The 24541-nt window shown below is 63.9% G+C and carries 25 protein-coding genes; 8 read left to right on the top strand and 17 right to left on the bottom strand.

Annotated elements, in window-relative coordinates:
• Positions 1-174 precede the first annotated feature (174 nt).
• Together HU763_RS09015 and HU763_RS09010 are read right to left on the bottom strand one after the other, a co-directional pair.
• Entirely contained in the window at positions 175-2601 is a 2427-nt protein-coding gene (locus HU763_RS09015; protein ID WP_186690106.1) for a TonB-dependent receptor, read from the bottom strand.
• Positions 2602-2834: 233 nt separating this feature from the next.
• The gene (locus HU763_RS09010; protein WP_170029139.1) at positions 2835-3956 is read right to left on the bottom strand and encodes a sigma-70 family RNA polymerase sigma factor; all 1122 of its coding nucleotides are present in this window, start codon (positions 3954-3956) and stop codon (positions 2835-2837) included.
• Between the two features lie 136 nt (positions 3957-4092).
• Between HU763_RS09010 and HU763_RS09005 the strand changes: the two genes are divergently transcribed.
• Complete coding sequence (locus tag HU763_RS09005) at positions 4093-4575, top strand: LEA/WHy family protein (RefSeq protein ID WP_170029138.1); 483 nt, start codon at positions 4093-4095, stop codon at positions 4573-4575.
• A 16-nt stretch (positions 4576-4591) separates the two neighbouring features.
• Here HU763_RS09005 and HU763_RS09000 read toward each other — a convergent pair whose 3' ends face one another.
• A complete protein-coding gene (locus HU763_RS09000; RefSeq protein ID WP_025338356.1) occupies positions 4592-4855 on the bottom strand; it encodes a hypothetical protein in 264 nt (87 codons plus the stop codon).
• A 121-nt stretch (positions 4856-4976) separates the two neighbouring features.
• On the opposite strand from HU763_RS09000, the gene HU763_RS08995 reads away from it, so the two are divergent.
• Positions 4977-5297 (top strand): ElaB/YgaM/YqjD family protein, encoded by a 321-nt coding sequence (locus HU763_RS08995; RefSeq protein WP_170029137.1) that lies wholly within the window; start codon positions 4977-4979, stop codon positions 5295-5297.
• A 21-nt stretch (positions 5298-5318) separates the two neighbouring features.
• Here the strand turns inward: HU763_RS08995 and HU763_RS08990 are convergent, their stop codons facing one another.
• A complete protein-coding gene (locus HU763_RS08990) occupies positions 5319-5936 on the bottom strand; it encodes a MiaE family protein (RefSeq protein ID WP_170029136.1) in 618 nt (205 codons plus the stop codon).
• A gap of 153 nt (positions 5937-6089) precedes the next feature.
• Between HU763_RS08990 and HU763_RS08985 the strand changes: the two genes are divergently transcribed.
• Entirely contained in the window at positions 6090-6953 is an 864-nt protein-coding gene (locus HU763_RS08985; protein WP_186690062.1) for a universal stress protein, read from the top strand.
• 125 nt (positions 6954-7078) lie between these two features.
• On the opposite strand, the gene HU763_RS08980 is transcribed toward HU763_RS08985, so the two are convergent.
• The 6 genes from HU763_RS08980 to HU763_RS08955 all read right to left on the bottom strand — a co-directional run bounded on the left by HU763_RS08980 (position 7079) and on the right by HU763_RS08955 (position 13948).
• Positions 7079-7282, bottom strand: a complete 204-nt coding sequence (locus HU763_RS08980; protein ID WP_186690063.1) for a formate dehydrogenase subunit delta — start codon at positions 7280-7282, stop codon at positions 7079-7081.
• Positions 7279-10161 carry a formate dehydrogenase subunit alpha gene (gene fdhF / locus HU763_RS08975; protein WP_186690065.1) on the bottom strand — a complete coding sequence of 961 codons (2883 nt, stop codon included), beginning with the start codon at positions 10159-10161 and terminating at the stop codon, positions 7279-7281. The genes HU763_RS08980 and fdhF overlap by 4 nt, the downstream gene beginning before the upstream one ends.
• Entirely contained in the window at positions 10158-11717 is a 1560-nt protein-coding gene (locus HU763_RS08970; RefSeq protein ID WP_186690067.1) for a formate dehydrogenase beta subunit, read from the bottom strand. The genes fdhF and HU763_RS08970 overlap by 4 nt, the downstream gene beginning before the upstream one ends.
• On the bottom strand, positions 11711-12193 hold the full coding sequence (locus HU763_RS08965) for a formate dehydrogenase subunit gamma (RefSeq protein ID WP_186690069.1): 483 nt from the start codon (positions 12191-12193) through the stop codon (positions 11711-11713). The genes HU763_RS08970 and HU763_RS08965 overlap by 7 nt, the downstream gene beginning before the upstream one ends.
• A gap of 392 nt (positions 12194-12585) precedes the next feature.
• On the bottom strand, positions 12586-13161 hold the full coding sequence (locus tag HU763_RS08960; RefSeq protein WP_186690071.1) for a hypothetical protein: 576 nt from the start codon (positions 13159-13161) through the stop codon (positions 12586-12588).
• A 136-nt stretch (positions 13162-13297) separates the two neighbouring features.
• Positions 13298-13948 carry a DUF998 domain-containing protein gene (locus HU763_RS08955; protein ID WP_186690073.1) on the bottom strand — a complete coding sequence of 217 codons (651 nt, stop codon included), beginning with the start codon at positions 13946-13948 and terminating at the stop codon, positions 13298-13300.
• 236 nt (positions 13949-14184) lie between these two features.
• Here HU763_RS08955 and HU763_RS08950 point away from each other — a divergent pair, with 236 nt between their 5' ends.
• Positions 14185-14811 (top strand): LysE family translocator, encoded by a 627-nt coding sequence (locus HU763_RS08950; RefSeq protein ID WP_186690075.1) that lies wholly within the window; start codon positions 14185-14187, stop codon positions 14809-14811.
• A 33-nt stretch (positions 14812-14844) separates the two neighbouring features.
• On the opposite strand, the gene HU763_RS08945 is transcribed toward HU763_RS08950, so the two are convergent.
• The 7 genes from HU763_RS08945 to HU763_RS08915 form a co-directional block, all read right to left on the bottom strand.
• Positions 14845-15159, bottom strand: coding sequence for a chorismate mutase (locus HU763_RS08945; RefSeq protein ID WP_186690077.1), 315 nt, complete (start codon positions 15157-15159; stop codon positions 14845-14847).
• Between the two features lie 2 nt (positions 15160-15161).
• On the bottom strand, positions 15162-15845 hold the full coding sequence (locus tag HU763_RS08940; protein ID WP_186690079.1) for an HAD hydrolase-like protein: 684 nt from the start codon (positions 15843-15845) through the stop codon (positions 15162-15164).
• Between the two features lie 107 nt (positions 15846-15952).
• Positions 15953-16507: a helix-turn-helix domain-containing protein gene (locus HU763_RS08935; protein ID WP_170029128.1), complete on the bottom strand. Its 555-nt coding sequence runs from the start codon at positions 16505-16507 to the stop codon at positions 15953-15955.
• Between the two features lie 125 nt (positions 16508-16632).
• Positions 16633-17991, bottom strand: a complete 1359-nt coding sequence (locus tag HU763_RS08930) for an aspartate aminotransferase family protein (protein WP_186690081.1) — start codon at positions 17989-17991, stop codon at positions 16633-16635.
• A 67-nt stretch (positions 17992-18058) separates the two neighbouring features.
• The gene (locus HU763_RS08925) at positions 18059-18832 is read right to left on the bottom strand and encodes a gamma-glutamyl-gamma-aminobutyrate hydrolase family protein (protein ID WP_186690082.1); all 774 of its coding nucleotides are present in this window, start codon (positions 18830-18832) and stop codon (positions 18059-18061) included.
• A 76-nt stretch (positions 18833-18908) separates the two neighbouring features.
• On the bottom strand, positions 18909-20255 hold the full coding sequence (locus HU763_RS08920) for a glutamine synthetase family protein (protein WP_170029125.1): 1347 nt from the start codon (positions 20253-20255) through the stop codon (positions 18909-18911).
• Between the two features lie 27 nt (positions 20256-20282).
• A complete protein-coding gene (locus HU763_RS08915; protein WP_170029124.1) occupies positions 20283-20837 on the bottom strand; it encodes a helix-turn-helix domain-containing protein in 555 nt (184 codons plus the stop codon).
• Positions 20838-21032: 195 nt separating this feature from the next.
• Between HU763_RS08915 and HU763_RS08910 the strand changes: the two genes are divergently transcribed.
• The 4 genes from HU763_RS08910 to HU763_RS08895 all read left to right on the top strand — a co-directional run bounded on the left by HU763_RS08910 (position 21033) and on the right by HU763_RS08895 (position 24148).
• Complete coding sequence (locus HU763_RS08910; RefSeq protein ID WP_186690084.1) at positions 21033-21380, top strand: metalloregulator ArsR/SmtB family transcription factor; 348 nt, start codon at positions 21033-21035, stop codon at positions 21378-21380.
• A gap of 21 nt (positions 21381-21401) precedes the next feature.
• Positions 21402-22685 (top strand): arsenic transporter, encoded by a 1284-nt coding sequence (locus tag HU763_RS08905; RefSeq protein WP_186690086.1) that lies wholly within the window; start codon positions 21402-21404, stop codon positions 22683-22685.
• Positions 22686-22711: 26 nt separating this feature from the next.
• Positions 22712-23182, top strand: coding sequence for an arsenate reductase ArsC (locus HU763_RS08900; protein ID WP_186690088.1), 471 nt, complete (start codon positions 22712-22714; stop codon positions 23180-23182).
• Positions 23183-23278: 96 nt separating this feature from the next.
• Positions 23279-24148: an AraC family transcriptional regulator gene (locus HU763_RS08895; protein WP_186690090.1), complete on the top strand. Its 870-nt coding sequence runs from the start codon at positions 23279-23281 to the stop codon at positions 24146-24148.
• The last annotated feature ends 393 nt before the right edge of the window (positions 24149-24541 follow it).

The raw sequence follows: 24541 nt of genomic DNA, 5'->3' as shown, positions 1-24541 counted from the left end.
GTGAACCGCGCCGGCTTCGGGTTGACGCTGTACCGGTAGGAGCGGCCTTGTGTCGCGAAAGGGGTGCGAAGCACCCCCACGATTTCGGACGCCACAGCTGTGGCCGGGGCCGCTTTGTGGCCCATCGCGACACAAGGCCGCTCCTGCCAGGGGCAATTCCACCCTGGGACAGAGTTAGTAAGCCATGCTCCAGGTCAGGGTGTAGGTGCGCCCACGCCCCTGGTAGTCATACAGGTAGGCTGGCCCGTAGGTCGGCGAATAGAACAGCGTCGCGCGCTGCCCCCAGACCGTGCTGTACTGCTTGTCCAGCAGGTTCTGGATGCCGGCGCTGAAGGTGCCGAAGCCGGTGTCCTGGCTACCCAGCAGGTCGAAGGTGGTGTAGCCGTCGATCTCGTGGTCGGCATCGTCCTTCAAGCTGAACGCGTGGTTGGCCTGCAAGCGCGCCGTCCGGCCGTCACCCTTCCAGCCGACGAACGCGGTGGCCTTGGACAGCGAGGCATAGCGGGCATCCCGCTTGATCCAGTCGCCATCGGCATCCTCTTGTTCGGAACGGGTCAGGTGCAACGTGCCGCCGGTTTCCCAGCCACTCTGGAAGTGACGGGTCAGCGCACCTTCGAAACCGAAGTCACGGCTCTTCTGCTCTTCCACATCGATGGTCAGGGTCTGCGAATCGACGTTGATGATCTTGTCCGACCAGATGTAGTACAGCGCCGCCTGGGCATCCCAGTCCAGGTCGGCATAACGCCAGCCCAGCTCCACCTGGCGGCTCTTGATACCGGCCAGCGGGTTGTCGGCGACACTCAGGCCGGGCTTGCCGTAGTACTTGGCCGGGTCGGGCAGGTCGAAGCCTTCGCCGTAGTTGGTCCACACCTGGTGACCGTTCTTGAAGTCGTAGATGGCTCCAACGTTGAACAGGTTGACCTGGTAGTCGTTGCTGCCGCCCGGCACACCCTTGAAGTCGCTGACGTCCACGTCCATCTGCTGGCGCCGGGCGCCGCTGGACAGGGTCAGGTTGTCGCTGGCATGCCAGTCCAGCTGGGCGTAGATCGATACACCGTCGACCTGATAGCTGGGGTAGCGCGCGGCCTTACTGTCCTTGTCCAGCTCCAGGCCGCCCGACTCGGAAGAAGTCTGGGCGTTGAAAGTGGTCTGCTGGGCATTGAAACGCTCATGGTCCAGATCGACACCATACGTCAGCTTCAGCGTGTCCCACTGCTTGGCGAACAGGCCCTTGAGGCTGGTGACCTCGAAGTTCTGCTGCGAGGCGGCAAAGTACACCCCGCGCGAGCCCGTGGGGGTGGCGCGGTTGTAGTACGGGAACGGGTAGAAGTTGTCGTTTTCCTTGCGGTACGAGGCCTGCAGGTAGAAATCCTGGCCCAGCACATCAGTGTGGTGGTAGTTGGCGTTGAGCAGCAGGCGCCGGGTACGCGGCTCCAGGCCCGACGAGTAGCCACTGCGCAACTCGGCGTCTTCGAGGTCGGACGGGGCGTTGTAGTTGAGGTTGGGGAAGTAGATACCGGTACTGCCATGGCTACCCGAGTCATAGTACTGGGCCAGCAGGTCGAGGCTCTGCTGGTCACTCAGTTGCAGCCCGAGGGTACCGAGCACGTCGACAGTGCGGTTGTACTGCAGGTCGGTCTGGGTGTTGTCGATGAAGATCTGCTCGCCCGCGCCGTCGTAGAAGGCTTCGTTCTGCTCGCCGGAGATCCCCAGGCGGGCGTTGACCCGCTCGTTGCCGCCACTGATCGACTGGGCGATACGGGTGGACAGGTCGTCGCTGTTGTTGAAGCCGCTGCTGGCGCCAAGCTGGGTCTCGAAGCGTGCCGGGCCCGGTTCACCCTTCTTGGTCACGATGTTGATGATGCCGCCAGTGGCGCCGCCGCCGTAGATGGCGCTGGCTCCGGACAACACCTCGACCCGCTCGACGTTGAACGGCGAAATGCTGTCGAACTGGCGCGACAGGCCGCGCGAGCTGTTCTGGCTGACCCCGTCGATCATTACCAGTACGTTGCGCCCGCGCATGTTCTGGCCATAGTTGGTGCGCCCTTCTGGCGCCAGGTCGAGGCCTGGCACCAGTTTGCCGATGGCTTCCTTCAAGCTGACGCCGCTGTCGATCTGCTCGCGCAGTTGCTGCTGGTCGACGACCCAGACGGTGCCGGGGATTTCGCTGATCGCGGTGCTGGTGCGCGAGGCCACGCTGACTTCGATCGGCTTGAGGTTGACGGCCTGCGGTGCACTTTCGGCCTTGTGCAGGGTGACCGTGCGGGCGTCGCTGAAGTGCCAGCGCATGCCGCTGGCGGCCAGCAGTTGCTGCAGGGCCTGCTCGACGCTGTAACGCCCCTGCAAGGCTGGGCTGGCTCGCCCGGCGACGTCGCTGGTGGTGTACAACAGGTGCAGATCGGCCTGGTCGGCGAAGGTGGTCAGGGCCTGATCCAAAGGTTGCGCTGGCAAGTCCAGCTGGACCTGGCGCGCCTGGACCTGGGCCTGTTCGGCAGCGCTCGCGGCGCCAGCCTGCAGTGGGCCGAGCAGCATGGCCAGGGCACTGCAGGAGACCAGGGCATGGTGAAGAGGGACGCGGCGGCGGAACATGGGCTTGAACATCAGAGGCACGGGTGAGCTTCCAGACAAGTCGTAAATGAGAATGAGTTGCTGATCAGTCCCCCTACGACGATCTGGCCTCCCGGAACTTGCAGTGGCAAATGAAAAAAATTTTCATTCTGCCCGTGCCGAGCGCTTCGCGGCTGAACCCGCTCCCACCAGTACCGCACAGGTCCGCAAGGCCATGCAGCCCCTGCAGGAGCGGCTGCAGCCGCGAAAAGGCCGGTATCGACGGATCAATAAACCACGGCCAGCCAGGGCAAGTAGGTGACCCGCAAGCCATAGCGCTGCTCTAGGGTCTGCAACAGCGCTTGCGGCTCATCCAGGTCGAACACCCCACTGACCTCCAGCGCCGCCAGCTTGCTGTCCGACAACACGATCCGCCCATGCCGGTAGCGCTCCAGCTCCGCCAGCACCTGCCCCAGCGGCCTGCCGTTGAAGATCAGCTTGCCGCGCTGCCAGGCCATCTGCGCGCCGGCATCGGCTGCGACGGGCAGTGCATGCTCGCCGACCTTGGCTGCGCCTCGCGCCAGCACCACATGGCCATCACGGCGCACGCTGAAGGTGGCCGCGCTGCCCTGCACGCGCTCGCCTGCGCTATCGACCACAAACGGCCGTGCATCGTCCGTGGTCTCGAACAAGGCCTCCCCGGCCTCCAGCACCACGCGCCGCTCATGCTCATTGAACACCACGCGCAGGGCACTGGCGCTGTTCAGCGTCACCCGCGAGCCGTCGGCCAGGCTGATGACCTGCCGCTGCCCTACCCCGGTGTGGTAATCCGCCAGCAGCACCGGTGCCTGCTGCCAACCCGCCACGGCAACGGCCAGCACCAGCGCCGCAGCCAGCCCCGCCTGCTTGAGGCGGTCGCGGCAATGGCGCAGGGCCTGGCCGATATACTTGGCCACCATGCTTTCGGAAACGCCCAGCCGTTGTGCCACCTGCGCCTGGGTCAGGCCCTCGATGCGGTTGAGCAACAGCGCCTGACGAGCGTTGTCGGACAGCTGCAGCAGCGCCTGGTCGAGGATCTGCAAACGCTCCCGGGCCAGCAATGCCGCCTCCGGCGCTGGCCCCGGGCAGGCCACCTCGTCGGCGCCCTCGCTGTGCTCGTGGCTGGCGGCAATGCGCTGTTCGCGCCGCAAGGCATCGATTGCCAGGTTGCCGGCCACACGGAAGATGAAACGCCGCGCGTGCAGCACCGGTACAGCCTGCTGATCGATATTCACCAGCTTGAGGTAGGTTTCCTGCGCCACGTCGGCCGCGCGTTGGCGGTCGCTCATGCGCCGGGTCAAGAACTGCAGCAGGTCGTCGTAGTGTTCCTGGAAACTCGTCAACAGGCCCGACACGGGTGAGGTCAGCATGGGATCAGTTACGGCCAGTAGGAGGAATTAGCGGACGTTAATGAGAAACAGTATCTTTCATCTGCACCGCCACTTTCAACGCCGTCGCGCATTTGCCACACTGACCCACCGCTCACTCCGGCAAGGTCGTCCGCCCATGACTGCCCGTCTTTATCGCTACACCCGCCTGTTGCTGATCCTGCTGCTGGCCTGCGGCCCAGGGGCTTGTGCCCTGTTCCAGCCACGCGACCCGGTCAATATCAGCGTGATCGGCATCGAGCCGCTGCCCGGGCAGGAACTGGAGCTGCGCATGGCCGTGAAAATGCGCGTGCAAAACCCTAATGAAACGCCGATCGATTACAACGGCATTGCCCTGAACCTTGAGGTGAACGGCCAACCGCTGGCCGCTGGCGTCAGTGACCAGCAAGGGCACATTGGCCGCTATGCCGAAGCGGTGATCGTGGTGCCGGTGAGCATCACGGCATTCGCGTTCCTGCGCCAGGCCTATGGGTTGGGCCAGGTGAACGCGCTGCAGGGCCTGCCTTACAGATTACGCGGCAAGCTGGCCGGTGGGCCGCTGGGGACCGTGCGCTTTACCGACGAGGGCAAGCTGGACCTGCCCAGCGGCGGCTACTGGTAGCCGCCAGGCAAGGGGCTCAACGGTTGGCGCTGGCGGCGGCCATCAGTTTGTTGACTTCGCTGCGCACCATGTTGGCGTATTCCGGCGGCGACATGCCATCCAGCTCGGCACGCACCCACTCGGCCCACTTACCCTTGCGCCGCGGCTTTTCGGCGATCAGCCGCGCCGCTTCGCCCTTGGCCTTGCCCAGGTTGTTCTGCCACAGCTCGAACAACCGTGCCTTCTCTGCCTCGATCTGTGCCCGTTCCTCGAAGCTCATGTTGGCCAGATTGAAACTCATGAATCACCCGCTTGCTGGTAAATGGCGGCTATCTTACACCAACACCCAGACCGCACGCCGAAGCAACTTTTCTGGCGCAGCGGTATCCATTGCTCCAACAACCATCGACGAGGACGAGTTCATGGCCCGCAAACCTGCCGCACCGGCCGACAGCGATCAGATCAAGGACCAGGTATTCAGCGAACTGCAGGCGCTGATCGAGGAATCGGAACGGCTGCTGAACGACAGCGCTGCCCTGGTAGGTGACGAGGCGGAAACCTTGCGTGCGCAGGTGCAGTTGAAACTGCGTCAGGCGCGCCAGGCTGCCAACAGGATGCGCGACAGGGCGCAACCGGTGGTAGAGGCCACCGAGGACTACATCGGTGGCCACCCGTGGCAGACCGTGGCGGTTTCCGCAGGCCTGGGCCTGCTGGTCGGCCTGCTGCTGGGCCGGCGTCACTGACGCCGTGGCCGCCTGGTTCGATCAGGCGGCCTGCGCCAGCGGGATACCACTGTGGAAGCGCAGTTCCTGATCCGGTGACTGGATCAGCTCGACTTCCGCTGCACGGACCAGTTCTACCCGGCGGGCGATGTCCGCCGCATCGCCGTAGTGATGCGCCAGTTTCAGGTAACCCTGGTAGTGGCGCGCTTCGCTTTTCAGCAGGCCGTGGTAGAAACGGCCCAGTTCCTCGTCCAGGTGCGGCACCAGCGCGGCAAAACGCTCGCAGCTGCGCGCCTCGATGAACGCCCCCACCACCAGCGTATCCACCAGCTTGACCGGCTCGTGGGCACGCACCAGCCGCCGCAGCCCCGACGCATAGCGCCCCGCCGACACCGGGCGCAGTGGCACGCCACGACGTTTCATCAGGCGCAGCACCTGCTCGTGGTGCACCAGCTCCTCGCGGGCTAGGCGCGACATCATGTTGATCAGGTCGAGGTGCGTGTTGTACTTGGCGATCAGGCTCAACGCGGTGCTGGCGGCCTTGAATTCGCAATTCTTGTGGTCGATCAGCAGGGTTTCCTGGTCGGCCAGCGCCGCTGCGATCCAGGCATCTGGCGTCGGGCAACCAAGAAAGGCGTCGATTTCGGGGATCAGGGACATGAGCGTGCAACCACAAGGCCAGGCAGGGTTGGCGATTATACCGGCGGCGACGGGCGACGCCAGTGACTATGCTTGATGTGTATCAAGCGCCTGTGGGGGAAGCGCCGACTATAGTCAGGCATTGGTCGCCACCTTTGAACGGAGCTAACGCCCATGCAAGCCGTCCGCAGCATCCTCGTCGTCCTCGACCCCGCGCATGCCCACAGCCGGGCCCTGACCCGGGCCAAGCTGATTGCCAGCCTCACTGGCGCGCGCCTGCACCTGCTGATGTGCGACAAGAAGCATGACCACAGCGCACTGCTGAGCCTGCTGAGCAGCCAGCTGCACGATGACGGCTACGACAAGGTCACCCATGAGCAGGCTTGGCATGACACCTTGCACGAGTCGATCATCGATGTGCAGCAGGCCGAAGGCTGTGAGCTGGTGATCAAGGAACACCGCCCGGACAACCCGCTGAAAAAGGCCCTGCTCACCCCCAGCGACTGGAAGCTGCTGCGCCAGTGCCCGAGCGCCGTGCTGATGGTCAAGAGCGAACGGCCGTGGACCGGCGGCAAGATCCTCGCCGCCGTCGACGTGGGCAACCAGGATGAAGACCACCGGCGCCTGCATGCAAGCATCATCGACCATGGCTTCGGGATTGCCGAGCTGGCCAAGGGCGAGCTGCATGTGATCAGCGCCCATCCATCGCCGATGCTGTCGGCATCGGACCCGGTGTACCAGTTGAGCGAGACCATCGAAAAGCGTTATCGCGAGGCGTGCAAGGCGTTCCAGGCCGAGTACGACATCAGCGAGGAGCGCCTGCACGTGGCCGAAGGGCCGGCCGATGTGCTGATCCCGCACACCGAGCAGAAGCTCGATGCGGTGGTGACGGTGATCGGTACGGTGTGCCGCACGGGGATTTCCGGGGCGCTGATCGGCAATACCTCGGAGGTGGTGCTGGATGCGCTGGTGGGGGATGTACTGGTGCTCAAGAGCGAAGAGGCCATTGCCCACCTGGCGGAACTGGCCCGCGGTTGAATCCGGCCTGTCGGGGCCCTATCGCCGGCAAGCCAGCTCCCACAGCGACTGCGCTGACCTCGCGTCATTCGCAGCACCTGTGGGAGCTGGCTTGCCGGCGACGGGCTGCAGAGCAGCCCCGGTGGCTAGCTCAACGCCTCCCGCACCTTCGGGTCAAGCCCCTCCCCCGGGTGGGCCTCACTCCATTCCGTCAATTGCCGGCGCATCGCCGGCGTCCAGAAGCTTTGCAGGTGGTTGCGGATCCCTTGCACCGCCAGCGTGTGGTCCGGCTCGCTGTCGAAGTAGTGGGCAATCTGGTTAGCCATCTTGACCAGGTTGTCGGCACTCATCGGCGCACCTCGGCCTTCTCTGCGCTACGGCGCTCCTGCAGCAACCGCTGCTGTTCCTCACTGAAGTCCTGGTAACGCTTCTGCCACTGCGAAGGCTGGAACACTTTCACCACCTCCACTGCCGTCACCTTGTACTCGGGGCAGTTGGTGGCCCAGTCGGAGTTGTCGGTGGTGATCACGTTGGCCCCAGACTCGGGGAAGTGGAACGTGGTGTACACCACGCCCGGCGCCACTCGCGTGCTGACTTTGGCACGCAGCACGGTCTGCCCGGCACGGCTGCCGATACCGACCCAGTCACCGTCGTGGATACCCCGGCTTTCGGCGTCGGTCGGGTGGATTTCCAGGCGGTCGGCGTCATGCCAGGCGACGTTGGCGGTGCGTCGGGTCTGGGCGCCGACGTTGTACTGGCTGAGGATACGCCCGGTGGTCAGCAACAACGGATAGCGGTTGTTGACCTTCTCGTCGGTGGCGACGTAGCCGGTGAGCATGAAGCGGCCCTTGCCGCGCACGAACTGGTCGATGTGCATGGTCGGCGTGCCGTCAGGCGCGGCGTCGTTGCACGGCCACTGCAGGCTGCCGTGGCGGTCGATCTCGGCATAGCTGACGCGGTGGAAGGTCGGCGTCAGGCGGGCGATCTCGTCCATGATCTCGGACGGGTGACGGTAGTTCATCGGGTAGCCCAGGGCGTTGGCCAGGGCAATGGTCGCCTCCCAGTCGGCCTTGCCGGCCAGCGGCTCCATGACCTTGCGCACCCGTGAAATGCGCCGCTCGGCGTTGGTAAAGGTGCCGTCCTTTTCCAGGAACGAGCTGCCCGGCAGGAACACATGGGCAAACTTGGCGGTTTCGTTGAGGAAGATGTCCTGCACCACCACGCACTCCATGGCCAGCAAGGCCGCAGTGACGTGCTGGGTGTTGGGGTCGCTCTGGGCAATGTCCTCGCCCTGGCAGTACAGCGCCTTGAAACTGCCGTCCAGCGCCGCCTCGAACATGTTGGGAATACGCAGGCCCGGGTCAGGCTGCAGGGTCACACCCCAGGCACGCTCGAACTCGGCGCGTACGCCCTCGTTGGAAATGTGCCGGTAACCGGGCAGTTCGTGGGGGAACGAGCCCATGTCGCAGGACCCCTGCACGTTGTTCTGCCCGCGCAGCGGGTTCACCCCTACCCCTTCACGGCCGATGTTGCCGGTGGCCATGGCCAGGTTGGCGATGCCCATCACTGCGGTACTGCCCTGGCTGTGCTCGGTCACGCCCAGGCCGTAGTAGATGGCTGCGTTGCCGCCGGTGGCGTAGAGCCGGGCGGCAGCGCGGATCTGGTCGGCCGGCACGCCACAGACCGGGCCGAGCACTTCGGGGGCGTTGTCCGCCAGGCTGACAAAGTCGCGCCAGCGGTTGAATTCCGCAGTCTCGCAGCGCGCGTCGATGAAGTCCTGAGCCAGCAGGCCTTCAGTGACGATCACGTGGGCCAGGGCATTGAGCATGGCCACGTTGGTGCCCGGGCGCAGTTGCAGGTGCAGCTCGGCGCGGGCATGCGGCGAATCGACCAGGTCGATGCGGCGTGGGTCGATGACGATCAGCCGTGCGCCCTGGCGCAGGCGCCGCTTGAGCTGCGAACCGAACACCGGGTGCGCGTCGGTGGGGTTGGCACCGATCACCAGCACCACGTCGGCCTGCATCACCGAATCGAAGCTTTGCGTACCGGCAGACTCACCCAGGGTTTGCTTGAGGCCATAGCCGGTGGGCGAATGGCACACCCGCGCGCAGGTGTCGACGTTGTTGTTGCCGAACGCGGTGCGCACCAGTTTCTGTACCAGGTAGGCTTCTTCGTTGGTGCAACGGCTGGAGGTGATGCCGCCAATCGAGTCGCGCCCGTACTTGAGCTGGATGCGGCGGAACTCGCTGGCTGCATAGTTGACCGCCTCGTCCCAGCTGACTTCCTGCCAAGGGTCTTCCAGGCGCTTGCGGATCATCGGCTTGGTGATGCGGTCCGGGTGGGTGGCGTAGCCCCAGGCGAAACGGCCCTTGACGCAGGCATGGCCGTGGTTGGCGCCGCCGTTCTTGTCCGGGACCATGCGCACCAGCTGGTCACCTTTCATTTCGGCGCGGAACGAGCAGCCAACGCCACAGTAGGCGCAGGTGGTGATGACTGCGCGCTCGGGCTGGCCCAGCTGCACCAGGCTCTTTTCGGTCAGGGTCGCGGTCGGGCAGGCCTGCACACAGGCACCGCACGAGACGCATTCGGAGGCGAGGAAGTTGTCCCCTCCCGCCGCCGCTACCCGCGATTCGAAGCCGCGGCCGGTGATGGTCAGGGCGAAGGTACCCTGGATGTCCTCGCAGGCGCGCACGCAGCGGCTGCAGACGATGCACTTGCTCGGCTCGTAGTCGAAATACGGGTTGGATACGTCTTTCTTCTCGGCCAAGTGGTTGGCCCCGTCGTAGCCATAGCGCACCTCGCGCAGGCCGACCTGGCCGGCCACGGTCTGCAGCTCGCAGTTGCCGTTGGCGGAACAGGTCAGGCAGTCCAGCGGGTGGTCGGAGATGTACAGTTCCATGACGTTGCGGCGCAAACCGGCCAGGCGCGGGGTTTCGGTGCGCACCACCATGCCTTCGCTGACCGGCGTGGTGCAGGACGCCGGGTAGCCGCGCATGCCTTCGATTTCCACCATGCACATGCGGCACGAACCAAAGGCTTCGAGGCTGTCGGTGGCGCACAGTCTGGGGATGCTGGTGCCAAGCATGGCGGCGGCACGCATCACCGAGGTGCCGGCGGGCACGGTGACGGAGCGGCCATCGATACTCAGGCTGACCTGCACCTCGCTGTCACGCGCTGGGGTGCCGAGGTCGCTGCTTTTATCAGAAGCGGGGTCGAAGAAATTGATCACTGCGCGGCCTCCGTGTGGGTCAGCCCGAAATCGGCGGGGAAGTACTTCAGGGCGCTGGCCACCGGGTAGGCGGTCATGCCGCCCATGGCGCACAGCGAGCCGTACTGCATGGTGTCGCACAGGTCGCGCAGCAACAGGGCCTGGTCATGGCGCTCGGTCAGGTCGCTGGTGGCGATCAGCCGGTCGACCACTTCCATGCCGCGGGTCGAGCCGATGCGGCACGGGGTGCATTTGCCGCAGGATTCCTCGGCGCAGAATTGCAGGGCAAAGCGCGCCATGCTGGCCATGTTCAGGGTGTCGTCGGCCACGACCACACCACCATGGCCGAGCATCGCGCCCATGGCCGCGAAGGCTTCATAGTCCAGCGGCGTATCGAAATGGCTGGGCGGCACCCAGGCGCCGAGCGGCCCACCCACTTGGGCCGCCTTCAGCGGCCGCCCACTGGCCGTGCCGCCGCCGTAGCCTTCCACCAGCTCGCGCAGGGTCAGGCCGAAGGCGCGCTCGACCAGGCCGCCGTGGCGGATGTTGCCGGCCAGCTGGAACGGCATGGTGCCCAAGGAGCGGCCCATGCCGAAATCACGGTAGAACCCCGCGCCCTTGGCCAGGATGACCGGCACCGAGGCCAGGGTCAGTACGTTGTGCACCAGCGTCGGCAGGCCGAACAGGCCTTGCAGCGCGGGCAGCGGTGGCTTGGCCCGGACGATGCCGCGCTTGCCTTCGATAGACTCGAGCAGTGCGGTTTCTTCACCGCAGATATAGGCACCGGCGCCGACCCGCACTTCCAGGTCGAAAGCCTGGCCGCTGCCGGCCACGTCGCTGCCGAGGTAGCCGGCATCCCGGGCGATGGCGAAGGCCTGGTCGAGCACGCGGATCGCGTCGGGGTATTCCGAGCGCACGTAGATGTAGCCCTTGTCGGCGCCCACGGCGAGGCCGGCGATGATCATCCCTTCGATCAGCAGGAACGGGTCGCCTTCCATCAGCATGCGGTCGGCGAAGGTCCCCGAGTCGCCTTCGTCGGCATTGCACACCACGTACTTCTGCCCTGCCCCGGCGTCACGCACGGTGCGCCACTTGATGCCCGCCGGGAAGGCCGCGCCACCGCGGCCACGCAAGCCGGAATCGAGCACGGCGGCGACCACATCGGCACCGCCCAGCGCCACAGCCGCTTCAAGGCCGGCGAAACCGCCATGGGCACGGTAATCGTCCAGCGACAAGGGCCGGGTGATGCCGGCACGGGCGAACAGCAGGCGCTGCTGGGTCTGGAGATAAGGGATTTGTTCGACCGGCCCCAGCGCCAGCGCGTGGCCTGCGGGTTCGGCAGCCAGGGCATCGAGCAAGGCCGGCACGTCTTCAGGGGTGAGCGGGCCGAAACCCAGGCGCCCTTGCGCGCTGTCGCACTCCAGCAGCGGCTCCAGCCAGTAGAGCCCGCGTGAGCTGGTGCGCTGGATATCCAAGGCCAATTGGCGGCGTTCGGCCTCGCGCTGCAAGGCATCGACGACCTGGTCGGCACCCACCGCACGGGCTACCGAATCGCAGGGGATATAGAGCTTCAGCATGCGGCGTCCTCCCGGCAGGCGTCGACCAACGCCCGCAGGCGTTCAGGGGTGAGGCGCGCATGTACCTGGCCATCCAGCTCCAGCGCCGGCGAGCAGGCGCAGGCGCCCAGGCAATAGACCGGGCGCAGGCTGATGGCGCCGTCGGCGCTGGTGCCATGGTCGTCCAGCGCCAGCTGCTCGCGCAGCTGCGCGGCCAGCGCCTCGGCGCCACGGCTCTGGCACGACTCGGCGCGACACAGGCGCAGGGTATGGCGTGCCGGCGGCGTGGTACGGAAATCGTGGTAGAAGCTGATCACCCCGCGGACCTCGGCCAGGCTGAGGTTCAGGGCATGAGCAATTTCGGGGACAGCGGCATCGGGGACGTAGCCGATGGCGTGCTGGATGGCGTGCAGGATCGGCAACAGGGCGCCGGGGGTATCCTTGTCGCGGGCCAGGATGTCGTGGATCGCGGGCAGGTGGAGCAAATCTTCAGGCATACAGCGGACCTCGGCATCACGGACCCGCCTGAAGGTTTGTATGGGCAGGTATCCGGCGTGTTCTGCTGCGGCACGCTGGCCACGTCACGGTTGCGTGGTACCAGCGGCCTCCTTGCCTGCGGCCGCACGTCTGCGCGTACTGGTCCGAGGCATCCTGCAAGCATGGCACTTGTGGCGCCGGAGGGTTGCGTGCGAACGACCAGGCGCATCCTGAAACCGACGCGGGGTTCGCACTGCTGTCAGGGCTGCACTGGCGGTCTTGTCGGCGCGGCCTGGTGTCGCGATCGGGCTGCGGCGCTGCCCCGGGACAATTGCATCAGGACAAATAGTGCTGGGGCCGCTTCGCGCCCCGTTCGCGACACAAGGCCGCTCCTACACGACCTGCCTGGTGATCAGTGCTTCCCTTGTGCCGCCTCGGCCGTCTCGATCAGCTTGTCGAACTTGCGGTTCGGCTGGGCGAAGCGTTCATCGCTCTTGGCCCGCGCCTTGATGTTCTGTTCCGAGCTGGCCTGGTCGGCGATGGTCACCACCGTCCAGCCCCGATCCTTGGACACCCAGTACACCAGTTCACCGTCGGCAGAAAACGCCTCGAGCCGGCCGCCGCTGTTGGGCACCGGCTTGGCCTGCCGGGCCATCGGCAACAGTTGCTGCACCTGCGCCTCGTCGGTGCTGGCCAGGCGCAGCTCCACCTGACGAAGCTGGTCGGTCTCGTTGAAGGTTGCCTTTACCTGCGTGATGGGAATACCGCCAAGGTTGAAATCACCCTTCGGGTTACGCCCCTGAACGAACTCGGTGGGTACCTGATAGTGATAGCCCGTCACCTGCTCGACCTCGCTGAACTGCTGTTGCAGGATGGCCATGGTCTGGGGCTTGGGCATGCCCAGGGTGAACTGGCCGACTTCCAGTGCCGACCAGGCTTGCAGGGGGAAAAGAGCGCAGGCGAATAACAGCGGCAGGGTCCGTTTCATTGGCAAATCTTCCTTGAAATAAGCCCTGCAAGCTAAACCCTGTGCGCTGATCAGACAATACTGGCAGGGTGCCAAACCGCCCGGCCCCGGCGTCAGCCCACTGCCTTGTCCATGCAGGGCCGGCAGGCGCTCACAGCTACCGCTGGAGCAGCGCTGCGGACTGTGTCTGGTTGCCACGCAGCGCAGCCCATGCCAGCGCAGCGACCCAGACCACGGACACGCCGTAATTGAGTCGCTGATACAAGCCAAACCCGTGCCCGTCTGCCATGGCTTTGCCCATCATCGCCACAGTGGCGATTGCCAGGACCAGACAAAGCGCAGAGAAGCCTGCGAACACCGACGAGCAGAGCAATCGCTTGCCCAGCCAACACCACAGCGCGCTCGCCAGCGTCAACGACAGGAACATGACCAGGCCTGCCGCATTGTGGATGTGCTGGGAAATGGAAGGCTGTGCCGGTACGCAGCCCTCGTCACAGGCGAACAGGCCCGTGGCGAAACTGGCCAGGCCGTGAAGCAATATCAACGCAGCGCTGAACAGGGCCAAGCGCGAACCGGCGAAACGGCGCGCCACACCCAACGCGAAAAGCGCGAACAGCAGCCCCAGAGGGAAATTGTTCACCCACGCGGAATACGCATGAGTCGGGGCGCCTGTCGCCCCTAACTGGCTCATCGCCTGATCGAGGTGGCTGTAGCCCGGATAGCCAAGCGAGGTCAGTGATACGCCAAGCAGGAGCCAGATTGGAATCAATAGCCCTGAGCCCAGCAGGGCGCGGTTGGTGTTGTTCATGGTGCTGCATTCCTTTGCCAGTGATCGATTTCGCTTCGTGCGAAAGCGCTTCATATTAGGGGACACGTCGGCCATTGCGTTACCACTTTTTGCATGGATGCCCAGGCCTGGCTGCGGCTCGGCGCCTGGCCTGCCAGTGCCCCCCAAGGCTCGGTCATGCTGTTGCTCGTTGCGCCCTTGCCATCGGCATCGGTCACCGTCAGGATGGCAACTCCATGAGGCTTAAGGAGAGAGCCATGTTTCCCATGAGTGTCTGGTTTGCCTATACCGCCGCCTGTGTGCTGCTGGTTCTGGCGCCTGGCCCCGACAACCTGCTGGCCATCGGCCGTGGCCTGAGCCAGGGCAAGACCGCCGCGGCCGTGTCCGGCCTGGCGTCAGGCGCAGGCATTCTGTTCCACGTCGCAGCCGCTGCGTTAGGGTTGACCGTGCTGATGCAAACCTCAGTGGTCGCATTCTGGGTCATCAAACTCATCGGTGCCGGCTATCTGCTCTGGCTCGGCATCAAGGTCTTGCGTACTCGCAGCCTGATCAGCTTCCAGCCGGCATCCCGACAGTCACTGCCGAACATCTTCCTGACTGGCCTGCTTTCGGCAGCACTGAACCCGAAGCCAGGCTTGTTCGTGTTGGCGTTCATTCCGCAGTTCGTCGACCCGGCACGCGGCTCGGTCAGCGTGCAGATGGTGGTTTACGGCGTGTGGTTTGCAGTACTCACAGCCTTGGGGTTTGCCTTGATGGGCGTTTTCGCCACGGTGCTTTCCCGCTATCTGTACCAACGGCCGCGGCTGGTGAATGGTCTGAACGTGGGCGCAGGGCTCACCTTCGTCGCCTCCGGCGCTTCGATTGCGGCCTTGAGCCAGCGATAAACCGCGAGGCTCCGGATGAGCCCCGCATTGTCTTCATGACGCTGAAGGCTGCTTGGCCAGCTGCGCATGGGTGGCCAGCTCTTCAGCGACGAAAGCCGAGATCATCGCCCGGTAGACCTGCTCCACGACTTCAGCCGAGGCACCGGTTTCGTCAGCCAGGTCACGCACCTTGCGGATGACCTGTTCGACCCGCGCAGGTGCGCGCACATCGTCGGTGGTTTTCTTGAAGCGGGCCGCTTGGGTCACAAGCTGCCCGCGTTTGGCGAGAAGCGTAACGAGACTGCGATCGATCTCATCGATACGCTGACGGACTTCGTCCAGCGAAGTACAACGTACATCCGTTTGCATTTTCAGACTTCCTTTTCATGTGCCTGAGGTGGCGTGAAACAGCCAGTTGCTGAAGAGACAGGGCTTGCTGCCAGGCGGCGTAATTCGCCTACCTCGGCAAACCACTCATGGTCGTGAAGCGTGCCGAATGCTTCATGGGTTCCATAGCCCCAGGCAACCGCGCCGAAGGCGATACCGGCCGTTGCGGCGGCTTCACCATCGGTAGGTTGGTCACCGATATAGATGACCTGCTCTGGTGCCACGCCGAACTTGCGCATGACCCGACGCAAGCGCGACGCCTTGCCGAAAATGGAAACCCCGCACTCGAAGGCGCGGATATGGCGACAGCTGGGGCCCAGCACTTGCGTGACATTGTCCCTGGAATTGGAAGATACCACCGCCAGGATCAACCCCTGCTCATCAAGATGGCGCAACGTATCGGCGATGTCCTGGAACAGCGCGATCGAGCCACGATGTTTCTTCATCAGGCCCATGAAGGTTCGCGCTACCAACGGCAATTTCCAGCGCGGCATGCCGATATGCGACATGATTTCCCGGGCCCCCAGCTTGCGTAACCCGTCCAGTTCTTCCGGGTGAATGCGATTGAAGGCATGCTTGTCGGCAAGCTGGTCGAACACCGCAACGAAGAATGGAAATGAATCAGCGAGCGTGCCGTCAAAATCGAAAATGACAAGTCGGTATGGCATGTGAGGGTTCCTTCCTGGCGTGCTGGCAGCCTTCCTGACAGCCGCATGATCCTGCGCCTGATGACCAGGCGCGTTAATAACTGTTACCGGCCTTGAGTGCTATCGACTCAGCTGAACACCCAGAGCACCCGGGTGGGCTTGTCGGTCAGGTTGGCGTAACGAAAACTGGCATGGGGTTGCAGCTGAAAGCTGTCACTGGCGCGCAGCGTTACCGGCTCACCGCCATCCAGCCAGACGGTCAGTTCGCCTTCGAGCACGAAGCAGCCCTGTTCCGAGCTGTCGTCCAGGTACTCCTCGCCACTGCTGGCGCCCGGTTCCAGGTGGCTGTCGAGCATGGAGAACGCCCCCGATATGGTGGGCGATGCCAGCACATCGGTGATGCCGCCTGCCAGATGAAGCGTACGGCGCTCGTGTGGCCGGGTGACCCAGTCGAGCTCGCGAGGCTTGTCCAGCTTGTAGAAATAGGCGGTGGAGACACCAAGTTCTTCGCTGATGGCCGTGAGGTCGGCCACGGTTGGCCGCGAGACGCCGCGCTCGACCTGGGAAAGAAAACCCACCGAACGGCCGATGCGCTGGGCCAGTTCGCCCAGGGTCAGGCCCTTGAACTTGCGCAGGTCGCGAATCAGTACGGCCAGGCCTTCGATCTCTTCGTGCACTTTCATGTTGAATCGCGACTATCGAACAGGGAAATTGATGCCCTGAAAAGTACAGGATTCATTGCACAAAGCAAGGTGTCACGTGGGCAGATCGGGGCCGCCTTGCGGCCCCGGATGACACTGGCTGGCGCTTAACGAACAGCCTCGTACGTCAGGTCCAGGCACTTGCGGGCCTTTTCCACCAGTTCGTCGATTTCCGCGATGCTGATCACCAGCGGTGGCGCGATGATCATGGTATCGCCGACGGCGCGCATGATCAGGCCATTGTCGAAACAGTGCTGGCGACAGATCATGCCGACCCCTTTGCCCTGATAACGGGCGCGGGTGGCCTTGTCCTGCACCAGCTCGATCGCACCGAGCATGCCCAGGCCGCGCACCTCGCCCACCAGCGGGTGGTCGGCCAGCTCGCGCAAGCGCTGCTGCAGGTAAGGCGCAGTCTGCTTGCGCACCTGCTCGATGATCTGCTCATCGCGCAGGATGCGCAGGTTCTCCAGGGCTACCGCGGCCGCCACCGGGTGGCCGGAATAGGTGAAGCCGTGGTTGAAGTCGCCGCCTTCGCTGATCACCTTGGCCACTTCATCACGCACGATCACACCGCCCATGGGGATGTAGCCGGAGGTGAGGCCCTTGGCGATGGTCATCAGGTCGGGCTTGAGGCCGTAATAGTCGCTGCCGAACCACTCACCGGTTCGGCCGAAACCGCAGATCACCTCGTCGGCGACGAACAGGATGTCGTACCGGGCCAGGATCTCCTTGACCTTCGGCCAGTAGGTCTGCGGCGGAATGATCACGCCACCGGCGCCCTGGATCGGTTCGGCGATGAAGGCAGCGACGTTGTCGACGCCAACCTCGAGAATCTTCTTCTCCAGCTGCTCGGCCGCCCACACGCCAAACTCGGCCTCGGTCATGTCGCCGCCTTCGCCATACCAGTACGGCTGCGGGATATGCACGATATCCGGGATCAGCCCACCCTGCTGGTGCATGCCGCTCATGCCACCCAGGCCCGCGCCGGCCACGGTAGAGCCGTGGTAACCATTGATGCGGCCGATGATTACCTTCTTCTGCTTCTGGCCCCTGATCGCCCAGTAATGGCGGACCATGCGCAGCACGGTGTCGTTGCCTTCAGAGCCGGAGCCGGTGAAGAACACGTGGTTCATACCGGCTGGGGCGACATCGGCGATCGCCTTGGCCAGTTCCAGCGCTGGCGGGTGCGCGGTCTGGAAGAACAGGTTGTAATACGGCAACTGCTTCATCTGCCGGCTGGCGACTTCGGCCAGCTCATCACGGCCATAGCCGACCGCCACGCACCACAGGCCGGCCATGGCATCGAGTATCTGGTTGCCTTCGCTGTCCCACAGGTACACACCCTTGGCCGAGGTGATGATGCGCGGGCCCTTCTCGGCCAGTTGCTTCACATCGCTGAACGGCGCCAGGTGATGGTCACGGCTCATCGCCTGCCAGGCCAGGGTTTGGGGATTCTGTTCAGTCATTGCTTTCACTCCATCTGCTTGCGCAGCCGGGCCGCGCCGTATTTTTGTAAGTTGCGAACGGTGGTGTTCAGGCGGACAGCATCAGCTTCTGGCGCAGTACCGAACGTTGCCGGCAGGCCTTGCCGAAGGTCTGGAAGATGGTCAGGTAGTGCGGGTTATCCATGACCTGGAACTCCGGGTGCCATTGCACGGCCAGGGCAAACCCCTTGCTGTTGCCCACCGAAACCGCCTCTACCAGGCCATCGGGTGCCAGCGCTTCCACCCGCAGCCCGGGAGCCAGCACATCGATGCCTTGGCCATGGATGGAGTTGACCTCGATAAGCGCCGGCAACCCCATGCGCTCGAGCATGCCGCCGGGTTCGATATGCAGCGCGTGGCGCGGGCCATACTGCTGCTCGATGGGCTCGTCCTTGCCTTCGCGGTGGTCCATGAACAGCCCGGTCTCGTGAACGTTCTGGTGCAGGCTGCCGCCCAGCGCCACGTTCATTTCCTGGAAGCCGCGGCAGATGCCGAGCACCGGCACACCAGCAGCAATGGCCGCACGCATCAGCGGCAAGGTGGTGGCATCCCGCAGCGGATCATGGTGAGTGCCGGCAGCACTGGCCGGGCCGTGATAGTGGAACGGTTCGATGTTGGACGGCGAACCAGTGAAAATCAGCCCATCCACCACGTCGAGGATATCGGCGCTGTCCATCAGCTCGGCGAGGCTGGGAATCACGATCGGCAACCCGCATGCCGCCTGGGCCGCCGCGCGTGCGTACTTCTCGCTGATGGTCTGGGTGGCATGCTGCTCGATCACGCGGGTGCATGCAGTAATGCCGATCACGGGCACACGTGGCATATCTTCCTCCGGCAAATCCATGTTGCGCGTTGTATTGCAACGCTAGAAAGAGAAGGCTCGGGGGGAGCCCAGGTCGCTACAGGAACCAGCGGTATTCGCGGGCATCGATGTGGCGCATGAAGTCCTGTTGCTCCTGGTACTTGTTTTCGCAATAGACCATCACGAACTCACTGCCCAGGCCTTGGTTGACCACCGGGTGGTGGCGCATGGCGGCCAGGGCACTGAACGCCTCCTTGGGGAAATCGATGCCGCTCTGGCGGTTGTCGTTCAGCGGGGCGATGGGCTCAAGGCCCCGCTCCAGGCCATGCTCCATGCCAGTCAGAATGGCCGCCAGCACCAGGTACGGGTTGGCGTCGGCACCGGCAAGGCGGTGTTCGATGCGCAGGTTGCGCGGGTCGGACTCGGGGATGCGAATGCACGCATCGCGATCTTCGAAGCCCCAGCTGGCCTTGCTCGCCGCATTGACCATCGCGCCGTAGCGGCGGTAGGCATTGTGGTTGGGGGCGAAGATCGGCATGCAGTGCGGCAGCAGCTCCAGGCAGCCTGCCACGGCGTGGCGCAGCTTGCGCTGCTCGGCGCCCGCCAGGATGTTGTTGCCGGCGCCGTCGTACAGGCTGACGTGCACATGCATGCCGCTACCCGGCGCGTCCAGGTACGGCTTGCTCATGAAGCTGGCCCGATAGCCATGTTTCATCGCCACACCACGCGTGCTGCGGCAGAACAGTGCCGACCAGTCGGCTGCGCTCAGGGCATCGTCGCTGTGGGAGAAGTTGATCTCGAACTGGCCCGGGCCCAGCTCGGCAGTGATCACGTTCGCCGGCACGCCTTGCTCGTTGGCAACGTCGACCATCTCGTGCAGCACCGAGGCAAAGCGCGACAGCCGCTCGATGTGCATGTTCGGCTGGTCGTCCGGGTCGCCGCTTGCCGTGTCGCGCGGGTACTGCGGCAGGCCGTTGGCCAGCTGGCGGTCGAACAGGTAGAACTCCAGCTCGAAGGCGACCACCGGATGGATGCCACGCCTGGCCAGGCGCTGCAGCACGCGGGCCAGCACCTCACGGGGCTCGAATTCGATCGGCTGGGCGGTGCCATCGGAGGTGATCAGCATCTGGCCGATCACTTGCTGCTCCCAACGCACCGGCTTCAGGGTACCCGGCACCAGGCGCCGGACGGCATCCGGGTCGCCATCGGCGAAGCAGTAGTCACCGATCGGGTACAGGCCACCCTGGGTGCCCAGCAACACGCAGTTCTGCGGCAGTTTCAACGGCGTGCCGGCGGCCACCTTCTCCAGCATGTCCATGGGGTAGCGCTTGCCGTAGAAGTGCCCGGGGATATCCAGCGCAATCAGGTCGACATAACGTATTTCTGGGTACTTGGCGCGGAACGCGCGCACTTCTGTCAGCAGATCCGGAAAGATGACACTCATCTTCTTGTCCTTGTGAGGTGAACGAATTCAGTTGAAGACCCAGAGCACACGGGTGGTGGTTTCCGTCAGGTTGGCGTAACGGAATTGCGCGTGGGGTTGCAGCTGGAAGCAGTCGTTGGCCTGCAGGGTCACGGCGTCGCCGTCGTCCAGCCACACCGTGAGTTCGCCTTCGAGCACGAAACAGCCCTGCTCGGAACGGTCGGTCAGGTACGGCTCGCCACTGCAGGCACCTGGCTCGAGATGGCTGTCGAGCATGGCAAAGGCACCGGTGATGCTCGGCGAAGCCAATACATCGGTGATGCCCGATTCCAGGTACAACGTGCGCCGTTCGTGAGGGCGCGTGACCCAGCTGATGCCACGGGGCTTGCTCAGGTTGTAGAAGTACGCGGTGGAGACGCCGAGCGCTTCGCTGATGGCGGTGAGGTCGGCCACGCTCGGGCGCGAAACCCCACGCTCGACCTGGGACAGGAAGCCCACCGAGCGGTTGATGCGCGCGGCCAGTTCGCCCAGGGTCAGGTTCTTGAATTTGCGCAGGTCGTGAATAAGGATCGCGAGGGCTTCAACCTCTTCGTGCATCTTCATCGATTCGGACTGCCGTGAAATTTTTAGTGTTATTTTTCATGAAAAAATACAGTAAAATTTTCACGAGTCAAGCCCACTCGCTTTCATGACGCTGGTGTCGTGCTGGCAAGCCGTCTGGCTCGCTGGCTATGCGGTACTTGCTCATAACATATGGAAATCCGTATATTCGCCTATCCATATGTAACGAGCCCCAGCATGATCAGTCCCCCAGAACTCTTCAAAAGCCTGGCCGACGAAACCCGCGCACGTGCCTCCCTGCTGATCGCCAGCCTCGGCGAGCTCTGCGTGTGCGAGCTGATGTGCGCCCTGGGCGACAGCCAGCCGAAGATCAGCCGGCACCTGGCGCAGTTGCGCAGCAGTGGCTTGCTGCTGGACCGCCGCCAAGGCCAATGGGTGTATTACCGCCTCAACCCGGCCCTGCCCGACTGGGCCATCGAGCTGCTGCAGCTGACCCTGAAAGCCAATGCCCAATGGCTGCAAGCCAACACCGAGCGCCTGCAGAACATGGACGGTCGCCCTGTCCGCACCAGCGCCTGCTGCTGAACCACTTTTTTCGAGCCTGCCATGCTAGTCGCACTCAGCGTTTTTCTGTTCACCCTCATCCTGGTCATCTGGCAACCCAAGGGCCTTGGCGTCGGCTGGAGCGCCGCGCTCGGCGCGCTGATCGCGCTGGCGGCCGGCGCGGTGTCGCTGGGCGACATCCCGACCGTGTGGGCCATCGTCTGGAATGCCACCGCCACCTTCATCGCCGTGATCATCATCAGCCTGCTGCTGGACGAGGCCGGTTTCTTCGAGTGGGCGGCGCTGCATGTGGCGCGCTGGGCCAGGGGCAGCGGCTACCGCTTGTTCGCCTTCTGCGTATTGCTGGGCGCGGCGGTATCGGCGCTGTTCGCCAACGATGGCGCGGCACTGATCCTCACCCCCATCGTCATGTCGATGCTGATGGCCTTGCGCTTCTCGCCGGCAGCCACGCTGGCATTCGTCATGGCGGCAGGGTTCATCGCCGACACCGCCAGCCTGCCGCTGGTGGTGTCCAACCTGGTGAACATCGTGTCCGCCGATTATTTCGGGCTGGGGTTCGCCGAGTACGCCTCGGTGATGGTGCCAGTGAACCTGGCAAGCGTGGCCGCCACCTTGCTGGTGCTGTTCCTGTACTTCCGTCGCGACCTGCCGAAGCAGTACGCCGTCGAGGCCTTGCAGGTGCCGCGCGCGGCGATTCGCGACCAGGCGACGTTCGTGGTGGGCTGGTGGACGCTGCTGGTCTTGCTGGTCGGCCTGTTCGCTCTGGAGCCGCTCGGTATCCCGATCAGCGCGGTCGCGGCCGTGTGCGCGGCGTTGCTGTTCGCGGTCGCCGCCCGCGGCCACCGGATCTCCACCCGCCGCGTGCTGCGCGAAGCGCCGTGGCAGGTGGTGATCTTTTCCCTTGGCATGTACCTGGTGGTCTACGGCCTGAAGAATGCTGGCCTGACCGACTTCCTCAGCCATTTGCTCGAGCGCTTTGCCGAGCAGGGCGTATGGGGCGCGGCCATCGGCACCGGCCTGCTGTCGGCACTGCTGTCATCGGTGATGAACAACATGCCCAGCGTGCTGGTCGGCGCCCTGTCGATCCAGGGCAGTGGCGCCGAGGGGCTGGTGCGTGAGGCGATGGTCTACGCCAACGTCATCGGCTGTGACCTCGGGCCGAAAATCACCCCGATCGGCAGCCTCGCCACGCTGCTGTGGTTGCATGTGCTGGAACGCAAGGGAGTGCGTATCACCTGGGGGTATTACTTCAAGGTCGGCATTTTGCTGACCCTGCCGGTGCTGCTGATCACCCTGTCGGCGCTGGCATTGCGCCTGAGCCTCTGATATTTCGCCCCACGCGAGGAGTTTCCATGCGAGTTCTGTTCATGTGCACCGCCAATAGTTGCCGCAGCATCCTTTCCGAAGCCCTGTTCAACCATATGGCGCCTGCAGGGTTCGAGGCGATCAGTGCCGGCAGTTTCCCCAGGGGGCAGGTATTGCCACGCAGCCTCACCACCCTGCAGCGCGCCGGCATAGCCACCGAGGGCCTCAGCAGCAAGGGCAACGATGCCTTCGCAGGCAACCCGCCGGACATCGTCATCACCGTCTGCGACAAGGCCGCCGGCGAAGCCTGCCCGGTATACTTCGGCGCTGCGCTGAAAGCCCATTGGGGGCTGGAAGACCCGTCCGAGGTCCAGGGTGACGAAACGCTGGTCGACGCCGCCTTCCGCGCTACCCTGGCGCATATCCAAGAGCGCTGCGAAGCGTTCTTCAGCTTACCGTTTGCCTCGCTGGATCGCGACGGGTTGCAGAAGGCGCTGGATCGCATCGGCGCGCTGTGAATGCCCGAGGTGTTGGAAAAGAGCAACCACGGCTAGGCACAATGCTGGAGAAACGGCGGATGCTAGCGCCCACCGCACCTCCGGAGACATCTTTCGTTGACTGACCAACAGCACGGCCCTGTTTACGCAAAACGGTTCGAGGCCGTGCTTGCCTATATCGACAGCCATCTTGAAAGTGACTTGTCGGTAGCGGCCTTGAGCCGGATCGCCCATTTCTCGGCGTTTCACTTTCATCGTCAGTTTTCGGCGTACATGGGCGTACCGGTTTCCCGGTATGTGCAACTGATGCGGCTGCGGCGCGCGGCCCATCAGTTGGCCGCCTCGCCTGCCACGTCGGTACTGGAAGCCGCGTCGGCGGCCGGGTTCGAAAGTCCCGAGGCCTTTGCCAGGGCGTTCCGGCGAGCCTTCGGCATGACGCCGAGCGCATTCGCCAAGGCCCCTAACTGGCACACCTGGAGTGCGGTATTCGTTGTTCCCCAGTTATCCAGGAGTATTACCGTGCAGATACGTATCGTGGACTTTGCCGAAACCCGTGTAGCCGCGCTCGAACACCGCGGCGCGCCGGCCAGCCTCGGCGACAGCGTCGCGCGTTTTCAGCAGTGGCGTCTGCAGAGTGGCCAGTCACCGGTGGCCAGCAGCCGTACCTTCGGCATTCCGTACGACAACCCGGACACCACCCCGGCGCAGGATTTTCGCTTCGCGATTTGCGGGGAGATAGACGGGGCCGTGTTGCCCAATGATTTTGGTGTGCAAGAGCTGACCCTACCGGCGGGGCGCTGTGCGGTGGTTCGCCATCGTGGCTCGCCGGACTACATCGGTGAGACGATCTATCCGCTGTATCGGGACTGGTTGCCGTCGAGTAATGAAGAGCTGCGTGACCATCCGCTGTTCTTTCATTACTTGAGCGCGTACCCGGATACACCGGTGGAGCAGTGGGAGACGGATGTTTACGTTCCGCTGAAGTAGGTTGGGGGGTTGAGGCGTTTGCGGACTGCCCATCAGTCGTCCATGCTTGGCAAATGGTTAGACTATGCCACTCCCCCTAATCCACCCTGCTCGGGCTACCGGGTGGGGTAGCAGATGTGTGCAGTTAAGCGGCCTTCAGCAGACCAAGGAATGTCTTCTTCACTTAACCCGTCCCAACCTAAAAGTTTCAGAAACGTATCGATTCACTCGGCAGACCAACCACAACCGTCAAAGTTCAGGTTATACAGCCATGCCTAACAGGCACATTAAAGAGTTGGCGCTAGAGTATTTCCTTTCCTCCACGCCACCACAATATGCGCTGCTCCTACAGGCTTAATTCGTTTCTGCCATTGAGGATGAGTTCTACAGAAAGCTTCACCCAGTCCCCTCCAG

The organism is Pseudomonas anuradhapurensis, from assembly GCF_014269225.2.
Lineage (GTDB): Bacteria > Pseudomonadota > Gammaproteobacteria > Pseudomonadales > Pseudomonadaceae > Aquipseudomonas > Aquipseudomonas anuradhapurensis.
This window is presented reverse-complemented; position numbering and strand designations above follow the sequence as displayed.